The following is a 22,812-nucleotide window of genomic DNA, read 5'->3' as shown; positions in this document are numbered from 1 at the left end:
TGGTGTTCCGAGCGCGATGCGGCCAGGTACCGGCGCGGCGCAAACGTAGCGTCGCATCCCATGGCGCGCATATTGCTATTATTCGACGCCAAACCTTGTCTTTCCCACGGTTCGCCCCGAGCACTACACCGAGGCGAGATGCGGTCGACAATGGGTCGGGCGAGCAACAACAGCTTCCGAGCGAGGTAACATTTATGTCGATCTTCGAACGCTACCAGGCACGCTACGAGTCATCCCGGGAGGAGGTCATGAGCCTCGATGAGTACTTGCAGCTGTGCAAGTCCGACCCGAGCGCCTATGCGGGGGCGGCGCAGCGGTTGCTGACGGCGATCGGTGAGCCGGAGCTCGTCAATACCCGCGACGACCCGAGACTCAGTCGCATCTTCCAAAACAAGATGATTCGGCGCTATCCCGCATTCTCCGAGTTCTACGGTATGGAGGAGGCAATCGAGCACCTCGTCTCGTACCTCAAGCATGCGGCGCAAGGCCTCGAAGAGAAGAAACAGATCCTATATCTGTTGGGACCGGTCGGCGGCGGCAAATCATCGCTCGCCGAGAAGCTCAAGGAGCTTATGGAGGAACGACCCTTCTATGCGATTCACGGATCGCCCGTATTCGAATCTCCGCTCGGATTGTTTTCGCCCGACGAAGACGGCCCGATCCTCGAGGAGGACTACGGGATCCCGTCCCGCTACCTGCGTACGATCATGTCGCCATGGGCGGTGAAGCGCTTGCAGGAATACCGCGGCGACATTACGCAGTTCAAGGTCGTGAAGCTCTACCCGTCGGTTCTCGAGCAAGTGGCGATCGCGAAGACGGAGCCCGGCGACGAGAACAATCAGGACATCTCCTCGCTGGTCGGTAAGGTGGATATCCGCCAGTTGGAGCGATTCGCCCAACACGACGCGGATGCCTACAGCTACTCCGGTGCACTGTGCCGCGCAAACCAAGGCGTGATGGAGTTCGTCGAGATGTTCAAGGCGCCGATCAAGGTGCTGCATCCGCTTCTCACCGCGACCCAGGAAGGGAACTACAACGGCACCGAGGGGCTGTCCGCGCTGCCGTTCCAAGGCATCATCCTTGCCCATTCCAACGAGTCGGAATGGCAGAGCTTTCGCAACAACAAGAACAACGAAGCATTCCTTGACCGCGTCTTTATCGTCAAGGTCCCTTATTGCCTGCGCGTCAACGAAGAGACTCAGATCTACGAGAAGCTGCTCTACAACAGCTCGCTGGCCGATGCGCCCTGTGCGCCGGGAACCTTGTCCATGATGGCCCAGTTCTCGGTGCTGACGCGTTTGAAGGAACCGGAAAACTCAAGCATCTTTTCGAAGATGCGCGTCTACAACGGCGAAAACCTCAAGGATACCGATCCAAAAGCCAAGTCCATGCAGGAGTATCGGGACTACGCGGGGGTCGACGAAGGCATGTCGGGAATCTCGACACGCTTTGCGTTCAAGATTCTCTCGCAGGTCTTCAATTTCGATCACACCGAGGTTGCCGCCAATCCCGTTCATCTGTTGTATGTCCTCGAGCGCCAGATCACGCGTGAGCAGTTGCCCCCGGAAACCCATGAACGCTATCTGAGTTTCCTAAAGCAATACCTCGCGCCTCGGTACGCCGAGTTCATCGGCAAGGAGCTGCAAACGGCTTACCTGGAGTCCTATGCGGAATATGGCCAGAATATCTTCGATCGCTACGTGACCTACGCGGATTACTGGATCCAGGATCAGGAGTATCGCGACCCGGATACGGGCGAGATGATGAATCGCAGCGGACTGAACGAAGAACTGGAGAAGATCGAGAAGCCGGCGGGGATCTCCAACCCCAAGGATTTCCGAAACGAGATCGTGAACTTCGTTCTGCGGGCACGCGCGAACAACGGTGGCGCCAATCCGAAGTGGACCAGCTACGAGAAGCTGCGTGTGGTGATCGAGAAGAAGATGTTCTCCAATACCGAGGAGCTTCTGCCTGTCATTTCGTTCAATGCCAAGGCATCCGTCGACGAGCAGAAGAAGCACGATCAGTTCGTCGATCGCATGACCGAAAAGGGCTATACGCCGAAGCAGGTCAGGCTTCTATCGGAATGGTATCTGCGGGTTCGCAAATCGCAGTAATGTGACGGGGGGAGGCGATCGACGCAGTCTCTCTCCTCGACGGTCTGGTGACTCTTGCGGCGATGGCCGGCCGCCTCGGTCTCGCCGCACGGCGGTCGATCGGTTGAAAGGCCGTCGTATCCGGCGGCATCATGGCGGTGTCGAAACCTGCAGCGGGAGAAGGCGATCAGGGAGTCGAAGGCAGGCGCGGGCACCGACTTGCGCGATTCGTCGTTGTTTCACCCAGCCGAGTAGGCAAGAGTCTTTATGTCACACTTCATCGACCGTCGACTGAACGGCAAGAACAAGAGCACGGTCAATAGACAGCGTTTCTTGAAGCGCTATAAGTCGCAGCTCAAACGCTCGGTCGCCGATGCTGTCAACAAGCGCAGCATTACGGATATCGACTCGGGCGAGCGTGTGGGAATCCCGTCCAAGGACATCTCCGAGCCGGTGTTTCATCACGGCAAAGGGGGTATCCGGGACATGGTGCATCCCGGCAACAAGGACTTCGTCACCGGGGATCGGATACGGCGTCCGGAAGGCGGCGGAGGAGAAGGTTCGGGTCAAGGTAAGGCAGGAAAGGGCGGAAAAGGCGACGACGACTTCGTCTTCGAACTGTCGCGCGAAGAGTTCATGGACCTTTTGTTCGATGACCTCGAGCTTCCCAATCTGGTGCGGAACCAGTTGATGGGAACGACCGAGTTCAAAACGGTCAGGGCCGGTTATTCAACCGACGGATCGCCCTCCAATATCGATGTCGTGCGCTCCCTCAAAGGTGCCATCGCGCGCCGAACGGCAATCGGGGCGCCGCTGCGCGCGCGTGCGCGGGAGCTCGAAGAGGAGCTTCAGGCGCTGCTCGACAGCGGTGTCGAGGAGACCGAGCCGCGTGTGCGCGAGATTCGCGAAGAGATCGATCGACTGCGCACGCGGATCGCGGCCTTGCCCTTCATCGACACCTTCGACCTGCGGTATCAGAGTTTCACGAAGCTTCCCGAGCCCACGAGCAAAGCGGTGATGGTCTGCATCATGGACGTCTCCGGCTCGATGGATCAGGTGCGCAAAAATCTCGCGAAGCGATTTTTTATCCTGCTGTATCTGTTTCTGCAGCGGAATTACGACAAGATCGACGTCGTTTTTATTCGTCATCATACGATTGCCCAAGAGGTCGACGAGCAAGAGTTTTTCTATTCGCGCGAGACCGGGGGTACGGTCGTGTCGAGTGCGTTGAATCTGGCCTACGACGTTCTCAAAGAGCGCTATGATTCATCGGTTTGGAACATCTATGCCGCACAGGCCTCGGACGGGGACAATTGGGATTCCGATTCGACGGTCTGCCGTGATCTGCTGGTGGAGAAGCTGATGCCGTTGATGCGCTATTTTGCTTACGTCGAGATCACCCCGCGCCAGCATCAGAGTCTTTGGTACGCCTACCAAGAGGTGAGGGCAATGCATCGGCACTTCGCGATGCAGGAGATCGACGGTGCCGAGGATATCTTTCCCGTGTTCCGGGAGCTGTTCAGGAGGCAGGAGGCATGACCAAGAACCTCATCTCGGACTCCTCCGAATGGTCGTTCCCGCTGCTCGAGAGGTTCGACCGGGAGATCGGGCGCTTGGCCCGCGATGTCTATGGTCTGGATACCTACGCCAATCAGATCGAGGTCATCAGCTCCGAGCAGATGATCGATGCTTACTCGTCGGTCGGTCTGCCCATCAATTATCCGCATTGGTCCTTCGGTAAACAGTTCGTCGCGACCGAGCAGACGTATCGGCGCGGTCAGATGGGATTGGCCTACGAGATCGTGATCAACTCCGATCCCTGTATCGCCTACCTCATGGAGGAGAATACGCTGCCGATGCAGGCGCTCGTCATCGCGCATGCTTGTTACGGCCACAACAGTTTCTTCAAAGGCAATTATCTCTTCCGTACTTGGACCAGCGCCGATGCGATCATCGACTATCTGGTCTTCGCCCGTCGATTCATCGCCGAATGCGAAGAACGCTACGGCGAGGCCGAGGTCGAGATGTTGCTCGATTCCTGCCACGCCTTGATGAATCACGGCGTCGACCGTTACAAGCGACCGACACCGCTGACACTTGCCGAGGAACAACGCCGCCAAAAGGATCGTGCTGCTTATCTGCAATCGATGGTCAATGACCTGTGGCGCACCTTGCCGACCTTCGATGCGGACGGCAACGGAGAGCAGGACGTGCGCTGGCCGGATGAGCCGCAAGAGAACCTGCTCTACTTCATCGAGAAAAATGCCCCGCTACTTGAGCCGTGGCAACGCGAGATCGTTCGGATCGTCCGTAAGCTGGGTCAATATTTCTATCCGCAGCGTCAAACGCAGGTCATGAACGAGGGCTGGGCGACATTCTGGCACTACACGCTCATGAATCATCTGTACGACGAAGGCTTCGTGACCGATGGATTCATGATGGAGTTCCTGCAGTCGCATACCGGCGTGGTCTTCCAGCCCACGTTCGACGTGCCTTATTACAACGGGCTCAACCCCTACGCGCTTGGCTTTGCGATGATGCGCGACATTCGCAGGATCTGCGAGCAGCCGACCGACGAGGATCGTCACTGGTTCCCGGACATCGCCGGCGGTGACTGGCTGAAGGTCTTGGACTTCGCCATGCGCAACTTCAAGGACGAGAGTTTTGTTGCACAGTATCTTTCGCCGACGGTCATGCGCGATTTGCGGATGTTTTCGATTTCGGACGACGACCGCGAGGAGCACTTGGAGGTCACGGCGATCCACGAGGAGCAGGGCTACCGGGCGTTGCGACAATCACTGGCCGAACAGTACAACCTGGGCTCGCGCGAGCCGAATATTCAGGTGTTCAATGTCGATCGTCGCGGCGACCGCTCCATGACCCTGCGGCACTTTCGGCACAATCGTCGCCCGCTGGGTGATTCGGCCGAAGAGATGCTGCGCCACATCAGACGATTGTGGGGCTTCACCGTCCGTTTGGAGACCTTGGACGAGAACGGCAGAACACAGTTGATCGGCGAGTGTTGATCGGCCGAGGGGTCGGACGTGAGTGATAACCGGATGCGTTGCCGTTTGGTTGGTCTCTTTTCGTTGTTGGTCGTCGCCGCCGCACCGGTGTCCGCGGATGGTTTGCTGCGCCCGACGCTCGATTCGATCAGGGACGCGCGAACCGTCGCCGTCGAGGGCATACCCTTGCTGTCCGGGCGCCTGCTGGCGGAGTTCTACGCGCAGCGCGGCGATGTCTTGGTCTGGGTCGACCCGGTGCGGATTTCGGATCTCTTGGATCTCGCGCAGCGCAGCGTGTCGGAAGGTTTCCGCCCCCAGGATTTCCATGCCGAAAGTCTGCGTCGACTGGCGGCGCCCGGCGTTCTCGAATCCCTGAGCGGCAACGCACGCATCGCAGCCGATCTCGTCCTCAGCGATGCCTTGGCGCGCTACGTTCACCACCATCGCTACGGTAAGCTCGATCCGGTCGCTGTCGATTCGAAATGGCACGACAGAGCTCCGGCATCGAGCGAGGTCCTCTTGGGCGCGATGAACCGGGCGCTCGGCGGCAAGGATCTCGCAACGAGCCTGAACGCGCAGTTTTCTCGTCCGTTTTGGTATGAGGACCTGAAGAAGGCGCTCGAGCGCTATACCGCTCAGGCCTCTCTTGCGGAACTGTCACCCCTGCCGGCTGGGTCGAATCTGGCCCAAGGCGGCCGGCATCCGCGCGTGGCGATGCTGCGCGAGCGGCTCGCGCGGCTCGATGGAGCGGCGGTTGCGAAGCCATCCGATGCCGATCTCTTCGACACAGCACTTCATGAGGCCGTGGTGTCCTTTCAGCGGCGCTCGGGGCTGACGGCCGACGGCGTCGTGGGTCCCTCGACGCTCGCTGCGCTCAACGGGCACGGCGACGAGACGAAGGCCGAGCAGATCCGGATCAACTTGGAGCGGATGCGCTGGCTCTATCAGGACCTTCCGGAAGACTACGTTTTCGTCGATGTGGCCGCGTACAAGGTTCACCTGGCGCGCGGCGCGAGCTTCGTCTGGTCGACGCGTGTCATCGTCGGGACGCCCGAGACCCAAACCCCGATGTTTCGCGACACTATGGACCATTTGGTCTTCAATCCGACCTGGACAGTGCCCGTGTCCATCCAGAAAAAGATGGGCAGGGTCTCCGGCGACTATCGGCTCGTCGACCGCCGAACCGGTAAGCGGGTCGCCGGCGGAGATGCCCGCGATCACGGACGCTATCGTCTCGTTCAGGCGCCGGGCCCGAAAAACGCCCTCGGCCGCGTCAAGTTCATGTTCCCGAACCGCCATGCGATCTATCTCCACGACACGCCCGGAAAGGCTGCGTTCGGGCGCCAAGCGCGAGCCCTGAGCAACGGTTGCGTCAGGGTGCAAGACCCGCTCGACCTTGCCGAGGCGATCCTCGCCCAGCCCAACTGGGATCGGTCCGGGATCGAGCGCGTGGTGGAGCGCGGACAGACGCGCTACGTCGACCTCGCTGACACCCTGCCGGTGCTGCTCTACTATTTGACGGCTTTTGCCGACGGGGACGGCAAGGTCGGCTTTCGCCAGGACATCTACGGGCGCGACGGGGCCCTACGCGCAGCCTTCGCGAGTCCGGTCCTACGCACGCGCATCAGCTTCCCGGAGCTCCCGGTCGAGGGCCCGAGCCCGGACCCGGAGCAGCTCAAGCGGGCACCGGGCACCGAGCCTCCGGATCCCCCCGGCCCGAACACAGCGGTGCGACTCAGTCGTCGGGGTTCTGCGGAACCGCCCGACGGCGAGGGCACGTCCGCGACCAATGGGGCCGAGCCTGAGATTTCGACCGTCGACCACTCCGCGGCGAGTCCGGCCGGCCGCCTCTAAAGGCTTACGATCCCTATCGGTCTGCTGTTCTCACGATCGCCGATCGTGACGACCCTCCCATGCGCGTCTTCTTCGGGAGATGTGCGCCGAGCGTTTCGTGTCCGCCAAGGGGTGGATTCAAATGCTCTCTGCCGTTAGACTCCGGCTTCGTCGCGATTCGGAAGACATGCGAATCTCGGCTCAAACACCAATCGTTACGAACGGAGAACTCTGTTTTGATTCGACAGAACATCTGGTTGACCCCGGCGCTCGCAATGTTGGCGTTTCTTCCCACGGCAACCCTTCAGGCCAATGTAACGGAAGGTGTGGCTTCTTATTACGGTGATCGTTTCGACGGCAGGCGCACCGCCAGCGGAGTCCGGTTCGATAAGGATGCATTGACCGCTGCACATCGGACCTTGGAGTTCGGCACGCGGGTGACGGTGACGAATAAGGCGAACGGTCGTTCGGTCGACGTCGTCATCAACGATCGCGGCCCTTTCTCGCGCGGCCGTACGATCGATCTCTCGAAGGCGGCGGCCCGCGAAATCGGGATGTTGGGTCGAGGGATTGCCCCGGTCCGACTCGAGGTTGTCGATTCGGGCAGTTCCTCATGGTCCTCCGGCGAGACGATCGCGCTCGCCGAGGCCCAACGGGTCCTCATGGAGCTCTTCTAAACCGCGTCTGCCCTTGGCTTAGGCGATTCACGAGAAGGCGGACGACCACACACCAGGCAGGGGCGACTCAAGTTGCCCCTACAAGGATCCATGTCGTGCCGGGCAGGGTTCAGCGCCCGAGACGCTCCCCCCAGGTCTGTGCCGCCGCGATGATCCGAGCGTTGTCGAGCCCCGTCGGCAGGCCGTCGCGGATCATGTGCCGACCCCGCACCCAGACCTGACGCACCTGTTGCTGACTGGCCGCGTAGACCAGTTGGGAGACCGGGTGATAGAGGGGCTGGGTGTGGGAGTCGCGCAGATCCAGCGCGACCAGGTCCGCTGATTTGCCGGGCTCGAGCGAGCCGATCTCATCCTCCAATCCCAGCGCTTTGGCACCGTTGATCGTCGCCATCCGCAAGGCGGTCGCGGCCGGCAGCGCAGAGGCCGAGCCTGCCACGCCCTTGCCGAGCAGGGCGGCCGTGCGCATCTCCCCGAGCATGTTCAGGTCGTTGTTGCTCGCCGCGCCGTCGGTGCCGATCGCGACGTTGATTCCCGCCTCCAAAAGCTTCGCGGCCGGGCAGAACCCGCTCGCAAGCTTTAGATTCGACTCCGGGCAATGCACCACATGGCCGCCCGAGTCCGCCAAGAGCGCGATCTCGTCCTCCTCGAGCTGGGTCATGTGTACGCACACCAGTCCGGGGCCGAGCAATCCGAGCCGATTCAGCCGCGAGATAGGTCGTTCGCCGTGGTCGCGCAGCGACTGGAGGACCTCGTCACGTGTCTCGTGGAGATGGATATGGATCGGGACCTCCAGCTCGTCCGCAAGCGCACGCACCCGTTGGAGGGGTGCGTCCGATACCGCGTAGGGCGAATGCGGCGCGAAGGCGACCCGAATCAACGGATGGTCTCGATAGTGCTCGTGCAGGGCGAGCCCTTTGGCGATGTATTCGTCGGCATTTGCGGCATAGCCGGTGGGAAAATCCACGACGATCATGCCGATCACGGCACGCATCCCGGCCTCTGCCGTGACCTGTGCCGTGACCTCCGGATGGAAATACATGTCGTTGTAGCAGGTGATGCCGCCGCGCAGCATCTCGAGCACGGCCAGCCGGGTCCCGTCGGCGACGAAGCCGGGGTCGACCCAGCGTTGTTCCGCGGGCCAGATATGCTCGTGCAGCCAGGTCATCAGGGGCAGGTCGTCGGCGAGCCCCCGCATCAGCACCATGGCCGCGTGGGTGTGTGCATTGACCAGGCCCGGAATGAGCAAGTGACCCGGGAGATCGATCACCCGTTGGGCGTCGATACTGCTCCGCGCCTCTTCGGACGGCAGCACGGCGAGGATACGCCCGTCCGCGATCGCGATCGCATGATCGGTGAGCTGACGATCCCGTGGATCGACGGGCAATACCCACTGGGCATGGATCAGAAGCTCGGCTTGCATCGGTCGGTCCTTTCAGTCGGGGCGTGTGATGGGTGACAATGTCGAGAACATGCCACAAGGAGCCCCCGATGGAAACAACGATCCCGACCGTGCCGACCCCGGACGATGCGGCACTCTGGCACGAGGGTGCCCTCTATCTCGCGGATCAGCGTCTGCTGCCCGATCGCGCGGAGTTCTTGCGACTCACCGATGCGGGAGCGGTGGCCGATGCGATTCGTGCGATGGTGGTGCGCGGCGCCCCGGCCATCGGTGTCGCTGCGGCCTATGGGGTCGCGTTGGCGGGGCGGGCTGCCTACGCGGCCGCCGGTGCCGATTGGCGGGCGGCGATCGAATCCGACCTCGAGCGCCTGGCCGCCTCGCGGCCGACCGCGGTCAACCTTTTCTGGGCGATCGATCGGATGCGCCGCCTGATCTCACGTCTGGATGAACGCGATCCCTTCCCGGCCTTGGTGGACGAGGCGCTGGCCATTCACGCCGAGGATCGTGCCGCCAACCGGGTGATCGGTGACTTGGGTGCGGCGCTGATCGAGGCGCCGACCGACATCATCACCCATTGCAACGCCGGGGCGATCGCCACCGGCGGCTACGGCACGGCGCTCGGTGTCATTCGCAGCGCCTACGCGGCGGGCAAGGTCGGGCGCGTCTTCGCCGACGAGACCCGGCCCTGGATGCAAGGGGCACGACTCACTGCATGGGAGCTGATGCACGACGGCATCCCGGTGACCCTGCAGGCAGACGGGGCGGCCGCGAGCCTGATGGCGGGGCGCTCGGTCGGCTGGGTCATCGTCGGATCGGATCGGATCGCCGCCAACGGGGATGTCGCCAATAAGATCGGGACCTACGGGCTTGCGATCCTGGCGAAACACCACGGCATCAAGTTCATGGTCGCGGCACCCACGTCCACGATCGATATGGAGGTCGCGAGCGGTGACGAGATTCCGATCGAGGAACGCGATCCGGACGAGCTGCTGAGCTGCGGCGAGCGGCGTCTCGCCCCCGCCGGATGTGTGGCCCGCAATCCGGTGTTCGACGTCACGCCGGCGGAGCTGGTCGATGCCATCGTCACCGAGCGGGGTGTGGTGCTTCGGCCGACGAAGGAGAAGATCCGGGCCTTGATGGGCGGCTGGGGGCTTTAAACCGCGTCCCGACCGCTAGGCATCGTTTTCATGTTGTGTCGGACTCAAGGATTTTTCCGACCTTTGTGGAGACGCGGTTTAGGTTAAACGTCGATGTTGAACCCAGCGGAGCGACGGCGATGGAAGCATTCAAACTCAAGACCCTGGCCGATCTGCTCAATGCTGCCGATGAGCGTGTCGAGCTGATCGATGGCGAGATCGTCCAGCGCCCGATGGCGCGGATCGAGCACGGTTTCGTGCAAAGCAATACGGTTGCCGAGCTCGACTCGTTACGACGCACCGTTGGCCCCGGCGGCTGGTGGATCGCCAGCGAGGTCAGCGTCCACTATTCCGCCCACCAGTGTCCGACCCACGATCTCGCGGGCTGGCGCAAGGAACGCTTGCCGGAGCGCCCGCGCGGGGTGGTCGAGATCGTCCCGGACTGGGTGTGCGAGATCGTTTCGCCTGGACATGAGCGCAAGGACACGCTGACCCTGTTTCTGCTGCTTCAACGCCAACAGGTGTCCTACTACTGGCTGATCTGGCCCGAGGAACGCTCGCTGATTGCCTGGCAACTCGACGGGGGAAGCTACCGGGTCATCGCCAGTGTCGCCGCGCCCGGCCCCGACGAGCGAAAGATGCGTATCCCGCCGTTCGACGGCGTCGAGATCGACTTGGGTTACATTCTGGGCGATGGAACCTAACCCGCGTCCAGAGCGATATGCGTCGTTTTCATTGTGCGTTTGGCTTCGGAGATATCCTTGATCCCCGTGAGACGCGGTTTAGAATTTAATGCTTTTTAAGACTTTAAACCGCGCCAGTCCATTCCCGCAAATGACGCATACCGCACCGGGGGTGGTTTAGTCTCGGCGGCGGCGCAGCGTCACGCTCTCCCCGCCGATGCCCCAGTTGTCGGTCTCTACCTCGTCGATGACGACCATCGTTGTCTGCGGATTCTTCCCGAGCACGTCGACCAGCAGTTGGGTGACGCCCTGGATGAGTGCCGCCTTCTGCTCCGCGGTCGCACCCTCGCGGGTGATCTTGATGTTGACGTAGGGCATGTCGCTCTCCGGTTGATCCGAGCGGGATAAGGAAGCAGCGAAAAAACAAAACGACGTGACCGGGAACTGCCGGGTCTGCACATAAACCCGTCCACGTCACCGATCGCAGCAGCGCGTGTATCAGGAACGATTCAAAAACAACCGAAACACGTAGGATGGGTAGAGCGAAGCGAAACCCATCCAGCCCGCGCCAAGCGCATCGGACCGAAACCCGGCAACGCGGCGGTTTGGAGGATGGGTTTCGCTGAGGCTCTACCCATCCTACGCGTTCACCAAGGCGTTCACCTTATTTCTGAATCGTCACTAAACCGCGTCCAAAGCGACATGCGTCATTTTCATTTTGCGTTTGGCTTAGGAGATGTCCTCGATCTCGGTAAGACACGGTTTAAAATTTATTATTTTTAATATCTTAAACCGCGCCAGCTCCAGCGCTCGTCAAATCTGCCGAGGCCGATCCCATCCAAAAACATCGCATACCGCGCCGGGTGCGGATTAACCGGCCACGACCGGGTTGCCCCAGCCCTCCGGCGGCGCGATGCGTTCGGTCTCCGGCGGACCCCAGGTGCCGGGCTCGTAACCGTGCAGCGGCGTTCCCGCCTTGAGCACCGGATCGACGATGCGCCAGGCTTCCTCCACATAGTCTTCCCGCGCGAAGAGGGTCCGGTCGCCGCTCATCGCGTCGGTCAGCACGCGCTCGTAGGCATCCATTTCGTTCGCCTCCGCGTGGCGGCTTGCCATCAGCTCGGTGGCTTGTCCCAAACCCTTTTCCTCGGCGTCCATGACAGTGAGTCCGAACGCCATCTCGTTGGCCGGGGAAATCCGGAAACGGAAGTAGTTGCGGTGAGGCCGGCATCCCGGGAAGACCCTCGGTGCCTGCTTCAGATGGGCGATCACCTCGGTGCAGGTGACCGGGAGCGATTTGCCGGCGCGGATGAAGAAGGGCACACCCTCCCAGCGCCAGTTCTCGATCCCGAGACGCAGCGCCGCGAAGGTCTCCGTGTTGGACTCGGGGGCGACACCCGGCTCGTCGAGGTAGCCACGGAACCGACCGCGCACCAGGTCGGCCGCCGCAAGGGGCTGGATCGCCTTCAGCACCTTGACCTTCTCGTCGCGCATGGACTCGCTGTCGGTGCGCGCCGGCGGCTCCATGGCCAGATTCGCGAGCACCTGGAACAGGTGATTCTGCACCACGTCGCGGATGGTGCCGGTTTGGTCGTAGAAGGCGCCGCGGCCTTGGACGCCGAAGTCTTCCGCCATGGTGATCTGCACGCTCTTGACGTGCTCGCGGCTCCACAGCGACTCGAGCAGGGGGTTGGTGAAGCGAAAAAACACCATATTGTGGACCGGTCGCTTCCCCAGGTAATGATCGATGCGGAAGATGTGATCCTCGTCGAACGTGGCCAGCAGGATCGCGTTCAGTGCGCGCGCCGAGTCCAGATCGCTGCCGAAGGGCTTCTCGACCACGACGCGGGTGCCCGGGGTCGTGCACCCGGCCTTGGCCAATTGCTCCACCACGGCCCCGAACAGCATCGGGGGGATCGCGAGGTAGTGCGCGGGGCACCGAGCGTCGCCGAGCGTTTGGCGTAAGGCCTGAAAGGTCGCCGCGTCGGCGTAGTCGCCATCCACGTATCCGAGCAGCTCCATCAGCCGGGGGAATGCCTGCGGATCCGCCCCGCCGCCGTGCTCCTCGAGACTCGCCTTGGCGCGTGCTTTGAGCTGCTCGAGGTCCCAGCCGGCCTTCGCCACGCCGATCACCGGAACCGTCAGCGTTCCGCGCTTCACCATCGCCTGCAGGGCCGGGAAGATCTTCTTGTACGCGAGATCCCCGGTGGCGCCGAAGAAGACCAATGCATCGGATTGCAACTCGCTCATGGTTGCCTCGCTTAGGTGACGGTTATGCCGACGGTTTCTCGTTGTGCCCGCCGAACTCGTAACGCATTGCCGACAACAGCTTGTTCTGGAGCTCGGCGTTGCCACGGGAGCTGAAACGCTCGTACAGCGCTGCAGACAGCACCGGTGTAGGCACGCCCTCGTCAATGCCCGCCTTGATCGTCCAGCGCCCTTCGCCGGAATCGGACACGCGCCCCGCGAACTTGCCGAGCGTGGGGTCCTCGCTCAGCGCCCCTGCGGTGAGATCGAGCAGCCAGGACGCAATCACGCTGCCGCGGCGCCACACCTCCGCGATGTCGGGCAGGTCGATGATTCACCGCATCCGGCGAGCGGTCGAACACCACACAGGCGTGTCCCCCTGCGATGAGCCGCCGCACCATGTTTGCGCCCATTCGACCGAGTCCGATCATTCCGAGCTGCATCGTTTTACCCCTCTGATTGCTCAAATGAGACGCTGATGTGTCGGGTCACTGACCCGGCTGTCAGGCGATTTCTGTCACCAAACAGTCCGCCTGACTTGTCTTCTCGCCCGCCAGTCGCCGTCAGGTCATAGATGCCTCGAAGATCGCCTGAATGGACGCATCCAGGGTCGCATCGAAGTCGGCATCGGACTGCCGAGCCGCAAGACCCTCGACCAAGGCGCGGGAGAAACTCGCCACCACCCCAGGGTTGCGGCGCAGGCGCAGGTTGCCTTCCGATCGGACGTAGCCGCCGGAGAGTGCAACCACCTTCAGGACCTGCGGATGCGTAACCAGGTCGGCGTAGAGGCCGTCCTGCTCCGGGAGGGTCAGCTTGAAGATCAGTTGCCGCTCCGCCGGCAGCCGTTCAAGCGCGGCGAGCAGGGCCGCCCGGAGCAGCGTCTCGGCCGAGGCCTTCTCGGGGCAATGGATGTCGACCTCAGGCTCGACGATCGGCATCAGGCCCGCGTCGAGGATCCGGACCGCCAGATCGAGCTGCTGATCTACGATGGCCGCGATTCCGACGGGGTCGGCCTGGACGATCACCGAGCGCATCTTCGTGCCGAAGATGCCTTTGGTATTCGCCCGTTCGAGCAGGCCATCCAACTGGGGTATCGGCTTCATCAGCCGAACGCCGTCGCGCTCCTCGGCAAGACCCTTGTCCACCTTGAGGAACGGCACGACGCGTTTTCGGCCCCAGAGATAGTCCGCGGCGGGCTGCCCTTCGATCTGTCGATCCATGGTGCCCTCGAACAGGATGGCCCCGAAGACGCGGTCGCCGTTGAAACAGGGGCTGGTCACGATACGGGTGCGCATGCGATGCACCAGGTCGAACATCTCCTCCTCGGTGGACCAGGCCCCGTCATCGATCCCATAGGCGTGCAACGCCGTGGGTGTACTGCCGCCGCTTTGATCCAAGGCGGCAATGAAACCGCACTGGGTCGCGATCTTGCGGCGCTGCTGCTCTTTCACGGTCAAGGTGCTCATAGTGGACCTCGCAACTGTCGGTAGCGGCGGATCAGGGCGTTGGTGGAGCTGTCATGCCCGAGCACGGGCTCGGCGTGTCCCAGCTCCGGCAGGATGCGCTTGGCCAGCACCTTCCCGAGCTCCACGCCCCATTGGTCGAAGGAATCGATGTCCCAGATGGCCCCTTGTGTGAAGACACTGTGCTCGTAGAGTGCGACCAGCTTGCCGAGCGCGGCCGGCGTCAGCCGATCGAGTAGGATGGTATTGGAGGGCCGGTTACCGTCGAATGTGCGGTGCGGCACCAGCCACGCCGGCGAACCCTCGGCCGCGACCTCCTCGCGTGTCTTGCCGAAGGCCAGGGCCTCGCCTTGGGCAAAGACGTTGGCGAGCAACATGTCGTGAAGGTCTTGGAGGCGACGATGAAGAGGGTCTCCGCAGGATCCAGGTCACGGGTTGCCTCGACGAAGTCCGTGCCGTCGATATTGGACACGAAGCGGAAGGTCATGGCGCGGTCGCTGTAGAACTTCAGCGCTTCGTAGGCCATCACGGGACCGAGGTCGGAGCCGCCGATGCCGATGTTCAGGACGTTCACGATTCGCTGACCGGTATGTCCCTTCCATGCGCCGCTTCGGACCTGCTCGGCGAATTCGGCCATGCGATCGAGCACCTGGTGAACCTCATCGACGACGTTCACCCCATCGACGAGGATCGACGCGCTGCGCGGGGCGCGTAGGGCCACATGCAGAACGGAGCGGTTTTCCGAGACGTTGATGCGCTCGCCGCGGAACATCGCATCGATGCGCTCGCGCAGTCCCGACTGTTCCGCGAGCTGCACCAGGAGCGCGAGGGTCTCGTCCGTGACGCGATTCTTCGAGTAGTCGAGATAGACGCCCGCGGCCTCGAGCGATAAGCGCTCGCCGCGCCCCGGGTCGTCGGCGAACAGTCCGCGCAGCGTCAGCGGGGCGATGGCATCCCGGTGGGCGCGGAGCGCTTCCCAAGCGGGGCGCTCGGTTAGAAGTGGCTGAGTGGGGTTCATGCGCACGACTCCTCTCGGGTCATTTGGGTCTCGCGGGCTTTGTGATTCTCACGCTGACGGCGATTCATCGGCGACCGTGGGGAACGCGGCTTGCGAGCCGGTCTTCGGCTCCCAGGCACGGAACCCGCCGACAAAGGCGTTGGCGTTGTCCCCCAATCGACAGCCTGCGGGCAGCTCGGTCAGACGTTTCGCGTTGCCGCCGCCGAGCACCACATCGTCGGGCTCGAGAGCAGCCACCAGACGCTCGACCACGTCCGCCACAAAGGCCCGCCATTTTTTCTTGCCATGTCGCTGGAGGCCGCGCAGCCCGACATAATCCTCGTAAGTCCCCTTGCGGTAGGGCAGGTGGCCCAGCTCCATCGGCTCGATGTGATCCGCCACGATCATCGTGGACCCGAGCCCGGTCCCGAGGCCGAGAAACAGCATCTTCCCTCCCCGGTAGCTCCCGAGAGCCTGCATTGCCGCGTCGTTCATGACCTTGACCGGCTGACCGAAGGCGTCGGCGAAATCAAACGCGACCCACCCCGAGGAAAGGTTATGGGGCTCCGCCACCGGGCGGTTGTGCAGCACTGGACCCGGGTAGCCGATGGTCACCCGGTCGTACGGCCAATCTGCAGCGAGTGCCTTGACCTGCTCGACCATCCCGGCAGCGGTCAGGGTGGGTCCGGATTCGAATTCCCGGCGCTCGGTCTGCCCGCTCGCGAGAATCTTGACGTGGGTTCCACCCACATCGACAGCGAGGATCTTCATTTTGGACCCCTCCGCACCATCATCTCGACCTCCCCGGGTGGCTCACAGCTCACCCGGCCCGGTTCCTAATTGTTCGGCGCTGGACTTCATCTTCCGCTGCCGGACGACTGTTGCTCGAGAACTGAGAGTGGCACTGAACGCTGTTGGCACTCGTGATGGACGTCGACCCACCGGAGCATCGACGGCAAGCGCATGCGGGCCAGCCGTGATTGCCACGCATGTTCCAACGTGCGGGCGCGCGCGTCCATGGCCAAAATGGGACAAAGACGCATGTCGCTCCGGACGTGGCTTAGGTCTCGGGCTTTGTATTCTCACGCTGAAGGCGATGCATCGGCGAGCTTGGCGAACCCGGCTTGCGGGCCGGTCTTCGGCTCCCGGGCACGGAGCCCGCCGACACAGGCGTTGGCGTTGTCCCCCGATCGACAGCCTGCGGGCAGCTCGGTCAGACGTTTCGCGTTGCCGCCGCCGAGCACTACATCGACGGGCTTGGGAGCAGCCACCGGACGCTCGACCTCCCGGGGTGGCCCACAGCTCACCCGATCCGTTTCATTGCATCACCTTGTGCGGCGTTGATGGACATCGGTTCGTGTCATCCCAGAAACGGATGACAGGCTCATCGAGGTCGTGCTCGTAACCCAACGCGCTCAAGCTCGCGGTGAGGAGCATAAAGAATCTGCCGGCATCGGGCGCCAACCCGAGCCAGCGCGCGGCGAATACACGCAGAAAATGGCCACTCGAGAACAGGAGCACGTTTCCCTCGGTCGCCCGAACCCTGGCGATGACCCGATCCGCCCGTGCGCCGACCTGATCCAACGACTCGCCCCCGGGACAGCCGTCGCGAAACAGCCTCCAGTCGGGGCGACCGGCTCGAATCTGTTGCGTGGTCTGCCCTTCGTAGTCGCCGTAGTTCCACTCGACCAGGTCGCGATCGATCTCGGCCACCGCACCGAAGCCTGCCAGCTCGCAGGTGCGGAGGGCGCGCATCAGCGGGCTCGCCAAGACCGTTCGAAAGGGGATGTTCTCAAGCCGGTCCGCGAGCAACGCCGCATCGCGCTCGCCCTCGGTGCTCAAGGGGATGTCGGTCAGACCCGTATGCCGACCGGATCGGCTCCACGCCGTCTCGCCGTGGCGAGCGACATAGATAATCGGGAGCTCCGTATTCATGTGCTCTCCAGTCCTGCCGGGCTTGCAGACGCGCCCAGCACGGGTTAACGTTCGACCCGCGCCAGCATACACGGGGATTGCCTCAGGCGTCACCTAGCTTCGGGGGCAGAGCCCCAACGATGTCGCATCTGCGCAGATCTCCAATACCGCTTGATCGACCTCTCGATGGGCTTGCTGAAGGCGCACTCTTTCGGGTGTATATGAACTCAACGGCAACCAGGACATAGCGACATGGCGACAATCGAAGAGATCGAAATCGACCGTTATGCCAAAGAGCTCGAGGAGGACGTGCGTCACCTCCTCAAAAAGTATAGCCGCATCATGGGCTGGGATGTCCCTGATCTGGATGAGCAAGCAGCAAGGCGACTGATCCTCGACGCCCTCCAGGCGTCTGTGGCACGTGTTGGGTCCGATACCTAAGACGAAACTCGTCGGGGCCGGCTCAGTCGTGCCCCTTTCGGGCGATGACACCCTGCCCGGATCTGTCATGTTCGCCATCACCTTCGGTCGGTGCGCCTTGGTCTGCGCATCCTGCCGGACTGATGCGGTCAGCAGGCCGCCGCTGACCTACATCTTGCCGTGCAACACGAAACCTGGAATGACCCCTGATGCCCATGTCCGAAACAGATTCGCAGCGTTTCAGTGGTCGTTTCACTTGGATTCTTCTAGGGTGCCTGCTGGTCATCGCAGTTTCGGCCGTTGGAATCGGCCACACTGCGCTTGCGCAACCGACCGGCGCATCGGCGCAGCAGCCGACGGAGCTGCATCGCGGCAGCGAGCGAAAGCTCGATGAGCAAGCGCACCGGCTCGCAGGGGCGATCACTCACGACATCGAACGCGTCGAGCCCTACCTGGAACGCTACGGCTACTGGGCGGTATTCGCGGCGGTCGGGATCGAGGGCATCGGGATTCCGGCACCCGGACAGACACTCTTGGAAGCCGGCGCCCTGGTCTCCGCGGCACCCGGCAGCAAGCTCAACATCTACCTGCTGCTGTTCGTCACCATCCTGGCGACCTCTCTCGGTCAGACCCTCGGCTATCTGATCGGTCGTTCGGGCGGGCGCGCTGTACTCGATCGGTTGCCGATCTCCAAGCAGGGCATCGAGAAGATCGAGCGCGCATTCAATCGGTATGGTGGATGGCTCGTCGTCTTCGGTCGCTTCGTCGATGGGCCGCGCCAGCTCATCGGGCTCTTTTCAGGTGTCCTGAAGATGCCTTGGGGGCGTTTCATGCTCCTCAATATTGTCGGCGCCATCCTCTGGGCGAGTTTCTGGGCGCTCGGCGTCTATTATCTCGATCTGCACTTCGATGTGTTGGTCACTGCGTTGCGTCAGCTCAACCCGTGGATCGCCGGTCTCACCATCATCGGCGTCGTCGTCCTGTTGTTCTCCGTGCTGATCGCCCTGATCCGGCGGCGGGGCCGGAACCACCCGACGTAGGTCGGTCCGCGTCCAGCGATGACGTTTCCCTGGCGGTTTTACCTTGCAGCAACCCTCGTCGGCGTCCTCACCGGGCTGATCGGCGCGGCCTTCCATGCACTGCTGGATCAAGCCGCCGCCAGCCGCGGCGATCTGAAAGCACTTCTCGAGGCGGCCCCCGTACCCGGTTGGCTTCTGCTGATGCTGCTCGGTGCCTTGGTGCTGGTCACGGCGATGTGGCTGGTGCGACGCTTCGCTCCGGAGACCGCAGGCAGCGGCGTGCAAGAGGTCGAGGCCATCCTCGCCGGCGAACGCCAATTGCGCTGGAAGCGCGTGCTGCCGGTGAAGTTCGTCGCCGGCGCTTTGGCGGTCGGCTCCGGTTTGGTGCTCGGGCGCGAAGGGCCGACCATCCATATGGGTGCGGCGCTTGGCCAGATGGCCGGCGAGCGCATCGAGCCGCGACCCGGCGCCAATCGTGCCCTCATCGCGGCCGGTGCGGCGGCCGGCTTGGCAACCGCCTTCAACGCGCCGCTCGCATCCATCGTCTTCGTCACCGAGGAGCTGCGCGAGCACTTCGAGTATCGCTTCGAGACCATCCAGTCCGTCATCCTCGCCTGCTGTGCCGCGGTCATCGTGAGCGGCTGGATGCTTGGCCAGGGTCCGGATATGGCGATGCCGGACCTGAACACGGCGCCGCTGGAGGCGCTGCCGCTGTTTTTGGTCCTCGGCATCCTCATCGGCGCCCTTGGCGTGCTGTTCAACGGGCTGGTGCTTGGCTCGGTGGCGTCGTTCCGCGCGCTCGGGACCCCCGGGGCTTACACCGCCGCCGCCGTCGCCGGTCTGATGCTCGGTGCGCTGCTGTGGTTCGCGCCCAATACCGTCGGCGGCGGGGAAGGCTTGGTCGAGAGCCTGGTGCACGGCCAACCGGCGTTGCTCTTTTTGATCGCGCTGCTCGCGGTGCGGCTGCTGACGTCCATCGGCTCCTACGGTCTGGGTCTCCCGGGCGGCATCTTCGCGCCGATGCTCGCGCTCGGCACCATCTGCGGCGCGGCCTTCGCGGCCCTGATCACGCTCGCGGCGCCGACACTGGCGCTCGCCCCGGAGATGTTCGCGGTCGCGGCCATGGGCGCGCTCTTCGCGGCCACCGTGCGCGCGCCGCTCACCGGCATCATCCTGGTGATCGAGCTCACCGGCGCTCAAGCCCTGGCCCTGCCGATCATCATCACCTGCCTGGCCGCCACCTTCACGGCCGAGGGCATGGGCGGGCGGCCGATCTACAGCGCTCTGCTCGGGCTCCAACAGCAGGCACCACCGCGCGCACCGGCTCGGCGCATCCTTGCCGCGGCGATGCTCCTGGTCGCGTTCGTCGCCATCGAACGACTCGACGTCGCGTTTCAAGGAACGGGGATGGAACCGGGCAAGACCCTGGCCGAGACCCAGGCCGAGGTGGACCCGCCGATTCCGGCCGTGGCGGACCAACCGGCCGCCGTGTCCGGGACGCGTGCCGATCCGCCTCCGGTCGCGTCGAGCGCCCCGGCAGCGACAGCCTTGGTCCCGTCACGGCCAACCGCCGTTGACGCCGCGCCGGCAATCGAGGCCGCCGGTTCCGATTTGACCCTCGGCCCAACAGGCGATCGCGAGCCGGTGACCGACGAACGGCTGGTTTCAGCAGATCTGCCGGCGCCGCCGACGTCTACCGAGTCCGTGCCGGAGCGTGCTGCTGACCCGGATCCGTCGGACGACCAGGCGACTTTGGAGCCCGTCGCGACGACGTCGGCGCCAAACGATCAAGGTTCCACCACTGTGGCAGACGCCCGTTTCAGCATTCAGTTGATCAGTTTCCGCAGTGTCGGAAGCCTTGCGCGTTTCGCCGAGGAGGAGGGGCTGATCGGCGAGGCATTCAAGCTGCAGACGGACGGACTCGGTGCGCGCTGGCATCCCGTGTTGCTCGGGGCCTACGCCGACCGCACCGCGGCCGAGACAGCACTGGCCAACCTGCCGGCCCGCTTGCGGCGCCTCGACCCGATGATCCGCCCCCTGACACCCGACGAGCGTCTGGTGCCGATTGAGTCACGTTAAACCGCGTCCACAGCGAGAGGCCAACGTTCGAGTGAACTCGGCGTTTGTTGCATCCACGGCCCTTGGCGGTGACGCGGTTTAGGTTGAACACCACTGCGGACAGGAACGCGGCGGACCTCCTCCGCCTCCGAGACGCGCGATCTTGTCCCGCGCCGCCACCATCGCAACGTAGACGAGCGACAAGCCCGCTACGACGAGCTACAGGCGTCGATGGATCAGTGCCATCTCACCATCGGCGACCATGAGCCAAAATAGAAGACCGCCGATGGCGGTGCCTAGGAAAGCAGCGGGGATCAGGGGTCGGAGCAGCTCCGTTCCGGCCTCACCACGATGCTGCCAAACGCCGAGCAGCGCCGCCGGCAGCATGAGGACAGCGAGCGATGACGGCGGCCGTCGGTCCCACCGAGCGCGAACACCATCAGCGGTGAGACCACGAACCCACCGGTACCCAACCCGCTCCGCGCGAAGCCAAGCAGGCTGGAATGCCATCACCAACCCGGAGACGACACCGAGACCGAATCGGCGATCAGGCTGCCCGGTGTAAACAACGTGACATTGTTCCCACTGCCGTTGCCGTGCTCGGTCAACTGATGGGCTAGCGCCAACGACACTTCAACTCTGCCTCACGGCGGCGTGCACCATGGCGCACGTCCGACGGCACGCGCCTGCCGGTAGGGTTCCCTGACCAGAGGTGCGGATGCACCGGCCGATCGCTCCGGCGCGCCGACGCCGATTCCTGGAGAACGACCCGATCGAATTCCGCTCGACCGCGAAGGGGTCGAGCGGAAAGCGAGCAAATGACTGACGTCCCGACCGTCGATCGGGTGATCGGAGCCGGATACTTAGTCGGCTCGCTCCGTGACACGCAAGTCCAGAGGCTGATGCCGCTGAAGAATCTCCTTGATCTCCGATTGCGTCACGTTGGGTGTCAAGACTTGGACCTCATGCTTCCCCTCATGCTCTCGAGTGTGGATCTCTTCTTGCGGGATGCCGGTCGCGACGAGGTCATTGACGACGTTGACGACGCTGGTATGCGATTGGTAGACCGCAGTGATGATCTCAGCCATAGCTTTGCCTCGGTTCCGGGCTTTGGCGCCCCCTCGTACGGGCGGGGCAATCCGTGGATGGATCCGGTCGATCCGATCCGGTTGATTGTCGATCCTCTCTCGAATGCCGTCGCCGTGCTGTAATCTTGGCTTCGGCGTCTGGCACGACGACGGGGTCATTCGAACATCGTCGGTACTCGCCGCACCAGACGCGAGAATAAACGCCATGGTGACGTCGGGCAAGGTCGTGGATTGCCGGTCCTCAACGCCTTGACGTCGGCGCCGCGCACAGGTGCCGCCGCATTGCCCCGGGCCGTACGAATGAAACTTGCCACGGTCGCGATCTGTTCGTCCGTCAGTGGCCAATGCCTGACAGTCCGTGCTGGATCGTCACCAATACGACGCAGCTGATTGCCCTGGCCGTCGGTACCGGCAGCCTCGACATTGTCCGCGTGCTCTACGACAGGGGGTGATCGTGCCGTTGGAGGTCGATGAAGAGATCCATGCGATCGGGACCGATGCGCTAGGTGTCGCAGTTTTCGACCGCGCCACTTGGTTGGAGCGACTTGACGAGCCAGCGGCGATGACCCCTTACCTGCGCAATCGCCTGGATCGCGGAGAGGTATCGGTCATCCAGAGCGCGCTGGATCTAGAAATCCCCCCTGGTCTGTATCGACGAGAGCGTGGGTCGGCGCGTCGCGCGTCTCTCCGGACTGACCCTGACGGGTTCCATCGGCGTCCTGATTAAGGCCCGGAATCAGGGCTATGCCGTCTCCATTCCTCAATCCATCGCGCGCA

At 63.1% G+C, this 22,812-nt stretch carries 21 protein-coding genes; 10 read left to right on the top strand and 11 right to left on the bottom strand.

The genetic code is table 11. The annotated features are described in order from the left end of the window. The first annotated feature begins 194 nt into the window (after positions 1-194). The 5 genes from GPT33_RS04480 to GPT33_RS04460 all read left to right on the top strand — a co-directional run bounded on the left by GPT33_RS04480 (position 195) and on the right by GPT33_RS04460 (position 7,611). Complete coding sequence (locus tag GPT33_RS04480) at positions 195-2,117, top strand: PrkA family serine protein kinase (RefSeq protein WP_296806129.1); 1,923 nt, start codon at positions 195-197, stop codon at positions 2,115-2,117. A 246-nt stretch (positions 2,118-2,363) separates the two neighbouring features. After that, positions 2,364-3,635 (top strand): YeaH/YhbH family protein, encoded by a 1,272-nt coding sequence (locus GPT33_RS04475; protein WP_296806128.1) that lies wholly within the window; start codon positions 2,364-2,366, stop codon positions 3,633-3,635. Next, positions 3,632-5,122 (top strand): SpoVR family protein, encoded by a 1,491-nt coding sequence (locus GPT33_RS04470; protein ID WP_296806127.1) that lies wholly within the window; start codon positions 3,632-3,634, stop codon positions 5,120-5,122. The genes GPT33_RS04475 and GPT33_RS04470 overlap by 4 nt, the downstream gene beginning before the upstream one ends. An 18-nt stretch (positions 5,123-5,140) precedes the next feature. Next, entirely contained in the window at positions 5,141-6,955 is a 1,815-nt protein-coding gene (locus GPT33_RS04465; protein ID WP_296806126.1) for a L,D-transpeptidase family protein, read from the top strand. 215 nt (positions 6,956-7,170) lie between these two features. Then, positions 7,171-7,611, top strand: coding sequence for a septal ring lytic transglycosylase RlpA family protein (locus GPT33_RS04460; RefSeq protein ID WP_296806125.1), 441 nt, complete (start codon positions 7,171-7,173; stop codon positions 7,609-7,611). A gap of 109 nt (positions 7,612-7,720) precedes the next feature. On the opposite strand, the gene GPT33_RS04455 is transcribed toward GPT33_RS04460, so the two are convergent. After that, positions 7,721-9,031: a TRZ/ATZ family hydrolase gene (locus GPT33_RS04455; RefSeq protein WP_296806124.1), complete on the bottom strand. Its 1,311-nt coding sequence runs from the start codon at positions 9,029-9,031 to the stop codon at positions 7,721-7,723. Positions 9,032-9,099: 68 nt separating this feature from the next. Here GPT33_RS04455 and mtnA point away from each other — a divergent pair, with 68 nt between their 5' ends. Together mtnA and GPT33_RS04445 are read left to right on the top strand one after the other, a co-directional pair. After that, positions 9,100-10,167: an S-methyl-5-thioribose-1-phosphate isomerase gene (gene mtnA, locus GPT33_RS04450; protein ID WP_296806123.1), complete on the top strand. Its 1,068-nt coding sequence runs from the start codon at positions 9,100-9,102 to the stop codon at positions 10,165-10,167. 119 nt (positions 10,168-10,286) lie between these two features. Continuing rightward, positions 10,287-10,850, top strand: a complete 564-nt coding sequence (locus tag GPT33_RS04445) for a Uma2 family endonuclease (RefSeq protein ID WP_296806122.1) — start codon at positions 10,287-10,289, stop codon at positions 10,848-10,850. A gap of 156 nt (positions 10,851-11,006) precedes the next feature. On the opposite strand, the gene GPT33_RS04440 is transcribed toward GPT33_RS04445, so the two are convergent. From GPT33_RS04440 to GPT33_RS04405, 9 genes are all read right to left on the bottom strand, one after another. Continuing rightward, complete coding sequence (locus GPT33_RS04440) at positions 11,007-11,207, bottom strand: 4-oxalocrotonate tautomerase family protein (protein ID WP_296806121.1); 201 nt, start codon at positions 11,205-11,207, stop codon at positions 11,007-11,009. A gap of 492 nt (positions 11,208-11,699) precedes the next feature. Then, positions 11,700-13,079 carry a glucose-6-phosphate dehydrogenase gene (zwf, locus tag GPT33_RS04435; RefSeq protein WP_296806120.1) on the bottom strand — a complete coding sequence of 460 codons (1,380 nt, stop codon included), beginning with the start codon at positions 13,077-13,079 and terminating at the stop codon, positions 11,700-11,702. A 22-nt stretch (positions 13,080-13,101) separates the two neighbouring features. Continuing rightward, positions 13,102-13,401: a hypothetical protein gene (locus GPT33_RS04430; protein WP_363929012.1), complete on the bottom strand. Its 300-nt coding sequence runs from the start codon at positions 13,399-13,401 to the stop codon at positions 13,102-13,104. A 238-nt stretch (positions 13,402-13,639) separates the two neighbouring features. Beyond that, on the bottom strand, positions 13,640-14,542 hold the full coding sequence (locus GPT33_RS04425) for a fructose bisphosphate aldolase (protein WP_296806119.1): 903 nt from the start codon (positions 14,540-14,542) through the stop codon (positions 13,640-13,642). Beyond that, a complete protein-coding gene (locus GPT33_RS18875; protein ID WP_363929010.1) occupies positions 14,539-14,880 on the bottom strand; it encodes a hypothetical protein in 342 nt (113 codons plus the stop codon). Before GPT33_RS18875 ends, GPT33_RS04425 begins: the two co-directional genes overlap by 4 nt. After that, positions 14,763-15,557, bottom strand: a complete 795-nt coding sequence (locus tag GPT33_RS04420; RefSeq protein WP_363929004.1) for a hypothetical protein — start codon at positions 15,555-15,557, stop codon at positions 14,763-14,765. Before GPT33_RS04420 ends, GPT33_RS18875 begins: the two co-directional genes overlap by 118 nt. Before the next feature lie 48 nt (positions 15,558-15,605). Continuing rightward, positions 15,606-16,307 carry an ROK family protein gene (locus GPT33_RS04415; protein ID WP_296806118.1) on the bottom strand — a complete coding sequence of 234 codons (702 nt, stop codon included), beginning with the start codon at positions 16,305-16,307 and terminating at the stop codon, positions 15,606-15,608. Positions 16,308-16,618: 311 nt separating this feature from the next. Continuing rightward, positions 16,619-16,807 carry a hypothetical protein gene (locus tag GPT33_RS04410; RefSeq protein WP_296806117.1) on the bottom strand — a complete coding sequence of 63 codons (189 nt, stop codon included), beginning with the start codon at positions 16,805-16,807 and terminating at the stop codon, positions 16,619-16,621. Between the two features lie 46 nt (positions 16,808-16,853). Continuing rightward, positions 16,854-17,471, bottom strand: a complete 618-nt coding sequence (locus GPT33_RS04405) for a histidine phosphatase family protein (protein WP_296806116.1) — start codon at positions 17,469-17,471, stop codon at positions 16,854-16,856. 231 nt (positions 17,472-17,702) lie between these two features. Here GPT33_RS04405 and GPT33_RS04400 point away from each other — a divergent pair, with 231 nt between their 5' ends. From GPT33_RS04400 to clcA, 3 genes are all read left to right on the top strand, one after another. Beyond that, entirely contained in the window at positions 17,703-17,891 is a 189-nt protein-coding gene (locus GPT33_RS04400; protein WP_296806115.1) for a hypothetical protein, read from the top strand. A gap of 194 nt (positions 17,892-18,085) precedes the next feature. Beyond that, positions 18,086-18,910 (top strand): DedA family protein, encoded by an 825-nt coding sequence (locus GPT33_RS04395; protein WP_296806114.1) that lies wholly within the window; start codon positions 18,086-18,088, stop codon positions 18,908-18,910. An 18-nt stretch (positions 18,911-18,928) separates the two neighbouring features. After that, positions 18,929-20,968, top strand: coding sequence for a H(+)/Cl(-) exchange transporter ClcA (gene clcA / locus GPT33_RS04390; RefSeq protein ID WP_296806113.1), 2,040 nt, complete (start codon positions 18,929-18,931; stop codon positions 20,966-20,968). Between the two features lie 842 nt (positions 20,969-21,810). On the opposite strand, the gene GPT33_RS04385 is transcribed toward clcA, so the two are convergent. Beyond that, complete coding sequence (locus tag GPT33_RS04385) at positions 21,811-22,035, bottom strand: hypothetical protein (protein ID WP_296806112.1); 225 nt, start codon at positions 22,033-22,035, stop codon at positions 21,811-21,813. Between the last annotated feature and the right edge of the window lie 777 nt (positions 22,036-22,812).

This window comes from Thiocapsa sp. (assembly GCF_011390875.1).
Lineage (GTDB): Bacteria > Pseudomonadota > Gammaproteobacteria > Chromatiales > Chromatiaceae > Thiocapsa.
Note: the sequence above shows the minus strand (reverse complement) of the source record. Positions and strands in the feature narration are given on the sequence as shown.

Excerpts from the sequence above, each read along its gene's own strand:
- GPT33_RS04480 (WP_296806129.1), top strand. The coding sequence starts at position 195 with ATGTCGATCTTCGAACGCTACCAGGCACGCTACGAGTCATCCCGGGAG.
- GPT33_RS04475 (WP_296806128.1), top strand. The coding sequence starts at position 2,364 with ATGTCACACTTCATCGACCGTCGACTGAACGGCAAGAACAAGAGCACG.
- GPT33_RS04470 (WP_296806127.1), top strand. The coding sequence starts at position 3,632 with ATGACCAAGAACCTCATCTCGGACTCCTCCGAATGGTCGTTCCCGCTG.
- GPT33_RS04455 (WP_296806124.1), bottom strand. The coding sequence starts at position 9,031 with ATGCAAGCCGAGCTTCTGATCCATGCCCAGTGGGTATTGCCCGTCGAT.
- mtnA (WP_296806123.1), top strand. The coding sequence starts at position 9,100 with ATGGAAACAACGATCCCGACCGTGCCGACCCCGGACGATGCGGCACTC.
- GPT33_RS04445 (WP_296806122.1), top strand. The coding sequence starts at position 10,287 with ATGGAAGCATTCAAACTCAAGACCCTGGCCGATCTGCTCAATGCTGCC.
- GPT33_RS04440 (WP_296806121.1), bottom strand. The coding sequence starts at position 11,207 with ATGCCCTACGTCAACATCAAGATCACCCGCGAGGGTGCGACCGCGGAG.
- zwf (WP_296806120.1), bottom strand. The coding sequence starts at position 13,079 with ATGAGCGAGTTGCAATCCGATGCATTGGTCTTCTTCGGCGCCACCGGG.
- GPT33_RS04425 (WP_296806119.1), bottom strand. The coding sequence starts at position 14,542 with ATGAGCACCTTGACCGTGAAAGAGCAGCAGCGCCGCAAGATCGCGACC.
- GPT33_RS04420 (WP_363929004.1), bottom strand. The coding sequence starts at position 15,557 with ATGAACCCCACTCAGCCACTTCTAACCGAGCGCCCCGCTTGGGAAGCG.
- GPT33_RS04415 (WP_296806118.1), bottom strand. The coding sequence starts at position 16,307 with ATGAAGATCCTCGCTGTCGATGTGGGTGGAACCCACGTCAAGATTCTC.
- GPT33_RS04405 (WP_296806116.1), bottom strand. The coding sequence starts at position 17,471 with ATGAATACGGAGCTCCCGATTATCTATGTCGCTCGCCACGGCGAGACG.
- GPT33_RS04400 (WP_296806115.1), top strand. The coding sequence starts at position 17,703 with ATGGCGACAATCGAAGAGATCGAAATCGACCGTTATGCCAAAGAGCTC.
- GPT33_RS04395 (WP_296806114.1), top strand. The coding sequence starts at position 18,086 with ATGTCCGAAACAGATTCGCAGCGTTTCAGTGGTCGTTTCACTTGGATT.
- clcA (WP_296806113.1), top strand. The coding sequence starts at position 18,929 with ATGACGTTTCCCTGGCGGTTTTACCTTGCAGCAACCCTCGTCGGCGTC.
- GPT33_RS04385 (WP_296806112.1), bottom strand. The coding sequence starts at position 22,035 with ATGGCTGAGATCATCACTGCGGTCTACCAATCGCATACCAGCGTCGTC.